Source organism: Sphingomonas sp. (genome assembly GCF_040398505.1).
Taxonomy (GTDB): domain Bacteria; phylum Pseudomonadota; class Alphaproteobacteria; order Sphingomonadales; family Sphingomonadaceae; genus Sphingomonas.
This window is the reverse complement of record NZ_JBBATX010000117.1, coordinates 1-7,249: the sequence shown is the minus strand read 5'-3', so window position 1 is coordinate 7,249 and position 7,249 is coordinate 1. Positions and strand designations below refer to the sequence as shown.

At 65.0% G+C, this 7,249-nt stretch carries 7 protein-coding genes; 3 read left to right on the top strand and 4 right to left on the bottom strand.

Annotation, left to right across the window (positions count from 1 at the left end; genetic code table 11):
* Together ABWP09_RS12385 and ABWP09_RS12380 are read left to right on the top strand one after the other, a co-directional pair.
* A partial coding sequence (locus tag ABWP09_RS12385) for a TonB-dependent receptor domain-containing protein (protein WP_353205438.1) occupies positions 1 to 1,062 on the top strand: 1,062 nt, incomplete at its 5' end.
* Entirely contained in the window at positions 1,062 to 2,111 is a 1,050-nt protein-coding gene (locus ABWP09_RS12380; protein ID WP_353205437.1) for a phytase, read from the top strand. The genes ABWP09_RS12385 and ABWP09_RS12380, both read left to right, overlap by 1 nt.
* A gap of 19 nt (positions 2,112 to 2,130) precedes the next feature.
* On the opposite strand, the gene ABWP09_RS12375 is transcribed toward ABWP09_RS12380, so the two are convergent.
* The 4 genes from ABWP09_RS12375 to ABWP09_RS12360 all read right to left on the bottom strand — a co-directional run bounded on the left by ABWP09_RS12375 (position 2,131) and on the right by ABWP09_RS12360 (position 6,522).
* Positions 2,131 to 3,807 carry a putative bifunctional diguanylate cyclase/phosphodiesterase gene (locus tag ABWP09_RS12375; RefSeq protein ID WP_353205436.1) on the bottom strand — a complete coding sequence of 559 codons (1,677 nt, stop codon included), beginning with the start codon at positions 3,805 to 3,807 and terminating at the stop codon, positions 2,131 to 2,133.
* A 69-nt stretch (positions 3,808 to 3,876) separates the two neighbouring features.
* Positions 3,877 to 4,464, bottom strand: coding sequence for a Smr/MutS family protein (locus ABWP09_RS12370; RefSeq protein WP_502959797.1), 588 nt, complete (start codon positions 4,462 to 4,464; stop codon positions 3,877 to 3,879).
* A 25-nt stretch (positions 4,465 to 4,489) separates the two neighbouring features.
* Positions 4,490 to 5,710 carry a murein transglycosylase A gene (gene mltA, locus ABWP09_RS12365; RefSeq protein ID WP_353205434.1) on the bottom strand — a complete coding sequence of 407 codons (1,221 nt, stop codon included), beginning with the start codon at positions 5,708 to 5,710 and terminating at the stop codon, positions 4,490 to 4,492.
* A 167-nt stretch (positions 5,711 to 5,877) separates the two neighbouring features.
* Positions 5,878 to 6,522: a Tim44/TimA family putative adaptor protein gene (locus ABWP09_RS12360; RefSeq protein ID WP_353205433.1), complete on the bottom strand. Its 645-nt coding sequence runs from the start codon at positions 6,520 to 6,522 to the stop codon at positions 5,878 to 5,880.
* Positions 6,523 to 6,701: 179 nt separating this feature from the next.
* Between ABWP09_RS12360 and secB the strand changes: the two genes are divergently transcribed.
* Complete coding sequence (gene secB / locus ABWP09_RS12355; protein WP_353205432.1) at positions 6,702 to 7,214, top strand: protein-export chaperone SecB; 513 nt, start codon at positions 6,702 to 6,704, stop codon at positions 7,212 to 7,214.
* The last annotated feature ends 35 nt before the right edge of the window (positions 7,215 to 7,249 follow it).

The window sequence follows — 7,249 nt, the reverse complement described above, 5'->3', positions numbered from 1 at the left end:
TATCTTATGGGCACGCTAAAATATGATTGGGGTTCGATCCTCGGCGGCGTGCGCATCGAAAACGTGAAAAACCGCGGCATAGCAGTGGCGACTGTCGGCGCGACGACCGGACTTGTCACAGCGGAGTCGAGCCAGACGCTCGCCTTCCCCAGCCTGCATTTCAACTATAATGTCGATGACACGAAAAAGGTGCGCGTGTCGTTCAATTCCGGCGCGGCGCGCGCCGATTATGATCAGCTTCGGCCAAACGTCGTCGTGAACGACGCCAACCAGACAATCTCGGGCGGCAACCCCGCCGTAAAGCCCGAGCGGGCTTACGGGATGGACGCCTATTTCGAATGGTATCTGCGCCCGCAGGGCTATTTGAGCGTCGGTGTGTTCTACAAGTCGGTTAAGGACGTGCTGTATCGCCAGACGCGCAAGTTCGGGTCGACCGCGCTCGACACCGCTGGCGTTCCCCGGTCAGACTATGACTTCACCGGCATCACCAATGGCGGCAGCGGTCGTGTCTTTGGTGCAGAAGTCGCGGCGCAGCTTCAACTCGAACCATGGACGCAGAACCTCGGGCTACCAGACTGGATGGGGGGATTCGGCATCTCCGCCAACATCACGTTTAACGACAGCCAGGTGACGAAGCCGGAGTACAAACTCTTGGCGAGCGGCCCCGTCATCGTCCCCGCGCGCAAGGTACGCCTGCCGGGCACCTCCGACATGGTCTACAATCTCGGTGGCTATTACGAGAAATACGGCCTGTCGCTGCGCCTGCAATATCAAAACCGCTCGAAGTGGCTCGATGGCATCGCCGATGATCTGACCGATGCTGGCGACACCTATTGGGCGGCAGACGACGAAATGGATTTCTCGGCGCGCTATGCGATCACCAAGAATTTCGAAGTCTATTTCGATGCGACCAATCTGCTCAACCAGCCCGGGCGTCGTTTCTCCGATCCGGGCAATTTGCTACGCGCCACGGGCGTCCCGTCGCCCGACACCTCGGGCCAGACGATCGAATGGGAGCGCTTCGGGCGTCGCTATGCCGGTGGCGTGCCGATCAATTTCTGATGCGTCCGGTTGTTAGCGTTTCCCTGTTCGGCCTGCTGTCCCTTGGGATGGCAGGCTGCACGGCCACGAAACCGCGGCCTGCTCTCTCCCGCGCGCCGACCGCAGCGGTGCAGGCGCGCGGCCAGACCGAGGCGGTCGGCACCGCCAATGCCGATGCCGCCGACGACCCCGCAATCTGGCGCAACCCGGCCGATCCGGCAGCAAGCCTGATCGTCGGGACCGACAAGAAAGCGGGGCTCTACGTCTATGATCTGCACGGCAAGCAGCGCTCCTTCATCGATGCGGGCCGGGTCAATAATGTCGATCTGCGCGACATGGGTGCGGCCGGGATCATCGTTGCGGCAAGCGACCGGAGCGATCCGCTAAGCGCGAAACTCGCACTCTTCCGCCTCGATCCGGTCAGCGCCACGCTCATCCCGCTGGGCAAGGTTTCGGCGGGTGCGGGCGAGGCGTACGGCGTGTGCCTCTACCGCGCGGCTGACACGCTCTTCGCCTTCAACGTGATCAAGGACGGCACGATCCGGCAACTCGCGCTGACACTTGGGGGCCAGCCCAGTGCCACGCTGGTGCGCACGATGAAGCTCGCCACGCAATCCGAAGGCTGCGCCGCCGACGAGCGGACGCACCGGCTCTATGTCGCCGAGGAAGATGTTGGGCTGTGGCGCTTCGATGCGCGGCCCGAGGGCGCGACCACCCCGATCAAAATAGCGGCGGCCGACGGCTATCAGATCGTCGCCGATACCGAAGGCGTGACCCTCGCAACCGAGGGGCCGGGCAACGGTGGCTATCTGCTCGTCTCGAGCCAGGGCGACAACGCTTATGCTGTCTATCGCCTTTCCGATGAGTCGTACCTCGGCCGCTTCCGCATCGGCGCGGGTGCGGTCGGTTCGACCGAAGAGACCGACGGGATTGACGTCGTCGTGGGCGATTTCGGGGTTGGCTATCCCGGCGGTTTGTTCGTCGCGCAAGATGGCCAGAACGCGCCGACCGCGCAGAACTTCAAGCTCGTGGCGTGGACCGACATCAAGGTGGCGCTCGGCCTGCCGTGACGGGTGCGACGGCGGTGCGCTACCCGGCCGAAGCCCAGCGCACTTCGCCCTTGCTCCACGAAACGAAGGCGTCCTCGTCCATCGGCGCGGCGATCGCATAGCCCTGGATCACGTCGCAGCCGATGATCCGCAGGATCTCGGCCTGGGCGTGGCTCTCGATTCCCTCGCCAACCGCTTCGCAGCCGAGACCGTGGATCAGCCCGATCACAGCATGCGCAATGGTGCGGGCGTCGGCGTCTTCGGCAATGTGTTCGATCAGGCTGCGGTCGAGCTTGACGCGATCGATCGGCAAGCTGCGCAAGCGCGCGAGATTGGAATAACCGGTGCCGAAATCATCGATCGCGATCGTCGCACCGTCGGCGCGGAGCTGGGCGATCGCCTCGATCACGTCGCTGCTGCAATGCATTGCCAGCGTTTCGCTGAGTTCGAGCTCAAGCAAATGCGCGGGCGCGGCGGCGGCGCGCATCGCTTCACGCAGACGCCGGAAGAAGGTCGCATGGTCAAGCTCGCGCGGCGAGACGTTGACGGCGAGACGCTGTTCGACCCCCATCCGGCCCCAGCGTGCGATCGTCTCGGCAACGGTTTGGACAACCCATTCGCCGATTTCAACGATCAGCCCGGTCTCCTCGGCGCGTTCGAGGAAGCTGCCCGGAAGGCGCAAGCCGTCGCGCGGATGACACCAGCGCAGCAGCGCCTCGGCCGCCACGATACGCCCGTCTTCGGCGTCGACTTGCGGTTGGAAGACGAGCGTGAATTCGTCGCGATCGATCGCCTCGCGCAGGTCGCTTTCGAGGGTGGCGCGTTCGACGATCTGCGCGGCGAGCGCGTCGCTGAAATGTTCGGCGCGACCACGGCCGCTCGCCTTGGCGTGATACATGGCGGCATCAGCGGCGCGCATCAGATCGGTCAGCGATTCGCCATGTTGCGGGCGGAGCGCGATGCCGATCGACGCGCCGATCGTAACCTCGGTACCGGACAGATCGAACGGCTCGGCGAGCGCGAACAAAATGCCACGCCCGATCCGCGCTGCTTCGCCGGAATCGGTAAGCGCGCTGAAAAAAATGGTAAATTCGTCGCCCGCCAAACGCCCGATCAGCGGCGGCGGGTTGCCGGGTGCGACCGCAACCCCGTCGGCGACGGCACGCAACCGATTGGCGACCATCCCGAGCAGCATATCCCCGCATGCATGGCCCATCGTATCGTTGACGGTCTTGAAGCGATCGAGATCGATGAAAAACAACGCGCCGCCAGTGCCGAGCGGGGCCTCGACCAGCAAGCGTTCGCAGGTCCGGCGAAAGTTGGTGCGGTTGGCCAGGCCGGTGACGGGATCGAACATGGCGAGGCGGTGGACGCTGTCGAGATTGGCGTTCAATTGTTCGAACAGGCGGTGCATCGCCGTCGCGAGTTGAGGCACGTTGTCGGCGATTTCCGGGGGAATATCGCCGCTTAGATCACCCTGCGCAGCGCGGGACAGGCGCGCGATGGCGGCATCAATCGCCGCGGCCGTAGCGGAAATACTGCGTTCGGCCGACGCCCAGCACATCGCAGCGCAAACCACCGCCGGGATCAGCGCGCGCGAAACGTTGCTGATGTCGACGCCACCGGCCGACGTCGCGACCAGCGCCAGGATGAACGCAACCGCCCCGGCACACATCGCGAACACGATCGCGCGGCTTTTGAGCGATACGTCGTCCATCGCGATGTCGCATGACTCCCACCCCCGAGCAAAGCGCTCGGACCCTAGGGGGACCTTGCCAGCTAAAGGTTAAGATTTTCGCGAAAGTGCTGCTGGCACGCGCGGTTTTCTGAGCACGATATACAGCGCCCCTGCGCCGCCATGACGCGGATGCGCGGCACGCACCGCCGCAATCGCCGCGGCGTGGCGTGAGCCGGCCAGCCAGTCGCCGGTGGCGGCACGGATCGCACCGCGCGCATGCGGACGTTCACTGGTCGGGCGCGGCGGCTTGCCGGTGATGAGCAGGATCAGACGGTTGCCGTGCCGGATCGCAGCGTCGAGTGCCGCATCGAGCAGATCATGCGCGGAGTGGAGCGTATGGCCGTGGAGATCGATCGTACGGTCGGGCGAGACGAGGCCGCGCGAGAGCTGTCGGTCCCATGTGCCGTCAAGCGTGTTGGAGGGGGTGTTGGCGGGGGCGGAAGGTGCAGCTCTCGCATCGGTTCGCTTCGAGCGCAGTCGAGAAGCCGCATCGGGCGATGTTGCGGGCGTCGCGGGGCTAGCGCCCGGACGAAACGGTGTCTCGACGGTGCTCGAAACCAACGGTTTGGGGGGGACGCCTCTGGAGGCGCCTGCAACGGGCGCGCGCTTTGCCTGTAACGGTCGCACGCCTGCCATCACGCGCGCCCAAAGCGCCGCTTCGTCAGGGCTGAGAGGACGCGTTCCCATAGGCCCTCTCACCGGACAGACGCGCCAGCGTGCCGACCGGCAGCAGCAGGAACGCAGTGCCGTGCGCCGCCATGCCACCAGCGGTCGCCTCGGCATCGGCCCCCGCGCCCCAGAAGGTATCGATCCGGTTGGCGCCCTTGATCGCGCCGCCAGTGTCCTGCACCACCCACAAACGACTGGCATCGGCGCGGTCCATCGACAGCAAGACGGGCGCGCCAAGCGGCACGAAATACGGGTCGGCGGCGGCACTTACGCCGCCCGTCACGGCAAGCCCGAGCGCGCCGAGCGGGGGGCCGGATTGTTCGCGAAAAAACACATAGCTTTTATTTTCGCGCATGATGTCACGGCCCTGTTCGGGGTGATCATGCAACCATTGCACCAGGCCCTGCATCGAACTTTGCCCCGGCGCGAGCAGCCCGCGCTTTTTCATCAGCGCGCCGATGCCGGTATAATCGCGCCCGTTCTGGCTGTCATAGCCGATCCGGATGACCGAGCCATCGGGCAGTCGCAAACGCCCCGACCCCTGAATTTGCAGAAAGAACAGGTCGATCGGGTCGGCCGCCCAGGCAATGATCTGCGCGCGCCCATCGAGGGTGCCCTGCTCGATCGCGGTGCGATCGTCATAGGGAACGAAGGTCTGGCCCACCACATGGCCGCGGATCCGCTTGCCCTTCAACGTATCGCTGAACGCGCCGAGATCGACGTCGACCAGATCGCGCGGGCGGGCATAGATCGGGACGTCATAACCGCCGCGCCGATCGCGCGACCCGCGGATTTCGGGTTCGTAATAGCCGGTCGCGAAGGCCTTTCCATCGCCGACCTGGACCGCTTCGAAATATTGCGCGAAAAACGCGCGCGCCTCGCCGGTGGGCACGGTGGCGGCGGCGGTGCAAGCGGGCGCCCAGTCGCTGCCGCGTGTCAGGCCCGAACTATCCGGACGGCGCTGGAGCGCGCCACAGGAAGAGCGAAAAGCGGTGAGCGCGCGGGCGGCGTCGGGTTCATCGATCGGCAGTGTGTAGACCGGTGGGCCAGCAATCACACCCGCGCTTGCCGCGGTCGCTGTGGCGGGGGCGACGGGTTGGGTCGGTTGTGGGGCGATCGGCGTGGTGCGAACGGGGGTGCGGGCGGGCGCGGGGCGATATTGGTTCGGGCGCGCGACCTGACCGCCGCCGCAGCCGGCAAGGAGGAGTGCCAACGCTGCGACCGTTGCCCCACCGCTTCCCCGGCGAAGGCCGCGGCCCAGTTGGGCATCACATGGTGTGTACAGCGCGCGCCACAGACTTGCTCGCAACTGGACCCCGGCCTTCGCCGGGGAAGGTGCAGAAGATGACATCCGAACCAAACCCGCCCCCCACACGCGCGTTACACCTCGTCGGTATCGGCGAGTTTCCAGTTCGGATCCTTGCTTTTCAGCGTCCGCGCGAAGGTCCAGATGTCGTGCGTTTCAACCGCGTCGGTCATCGACCCGGCGATCACAACGCTATCGCCATCGCGCGTGACTGCAGCGATGTCGGCATCGAAGCGAACGGTGATCCGCGCCAGTTTACCCTCAAGCGAAGCGTCGGTAATGATCGCGCGTTCGATCGAGACGAGGCGGTTGTCGAGGACGTGGCCTGCCGTGTTGCGCGCCAGAATCGCCTGGGTGAAGGCATCGCGCACCTCATCCTCGGCGAGCCAGCCGAGCTGTTCCTCGTCGCCCTTCCAATAAGCCTCCAGGATCATGCGATAGGCTGATTGCGCGCCTTCGAGGAAGCGCGCGACATCGAAGGACGAATCGGCGGCGATGATCGCGCGAATTCCCGCTTCGGCTTTGGGCTCGACGGAACGGCCGACCGGCTCGCGCGCTTCCGCAATCGCTTCGACCGGGCGTTGCACGACGGTCAGCGGCGCGCGATCTTCGGCGGGTTTGGGAAGCGGCTGCTCATGCCCCGTGCGCTTACCGAGCACACGGTACAGCTGCAACGCCATGAAACCGGCCACCATTGCGAGAATTACAACTAGGAACACTTAGCCTCCGGTCCGTCCTGCGAACCTGCTACATAGGCGTAACGGGTCGCGGATTCAAATGATGCGATCGCATCCTGTGCGGCAGGCCGTGTTGAACTCGGCTCCACCCCCTGCTAGGCGCGCGCCTTCGACGACGGCACATAGCCGTGGCTATACGGACAGGAATAGGACGAAGTTCCATGAGCGAGCAGGACGACGGCACGATTAGCACCGATGGCATGAGCGCACCGCTCGCCAATGGCGAGGATACCGCACCCGCTGCAGGGCTGATCTCGCAATATGTGAAGGATTTGTCGTTCGAGAATCCGAACGCACCGGCGATTTATCAGAACCAGATCGCGCCCGCGATCGACGTGCAGTTCAACATCGCCTCGGCGCAGGTCGGCGACGATGTGTACGAAATCGTGCTGCGGATCGAGGTTAAGGCCGAGGCCGAGGGCACCGTCGCGTTCCTCGTCGACCTGTCTTATGCTGGCCTGTTCGGGCTGCGCAATTTCCCGGCCGAACATCTCCAGCCGTTCCTGCTGGCCGAAGCGCCGCGCCTGATCTTCCCCTTCGCGCGCCGCGTGCTGGCCGATGCAATTCGCGACGGCGGCTTCCCGCCGTTGATGCTCGAGCCAATCGATTTCGGCGGCGCGTTCATGGCGCAGCAGGAATCGGGCGACGTGATGGGGACGATCGGGACGGCGTGAGCCATCCGCGAGCGATGGATGCCACCCTCCGTTCG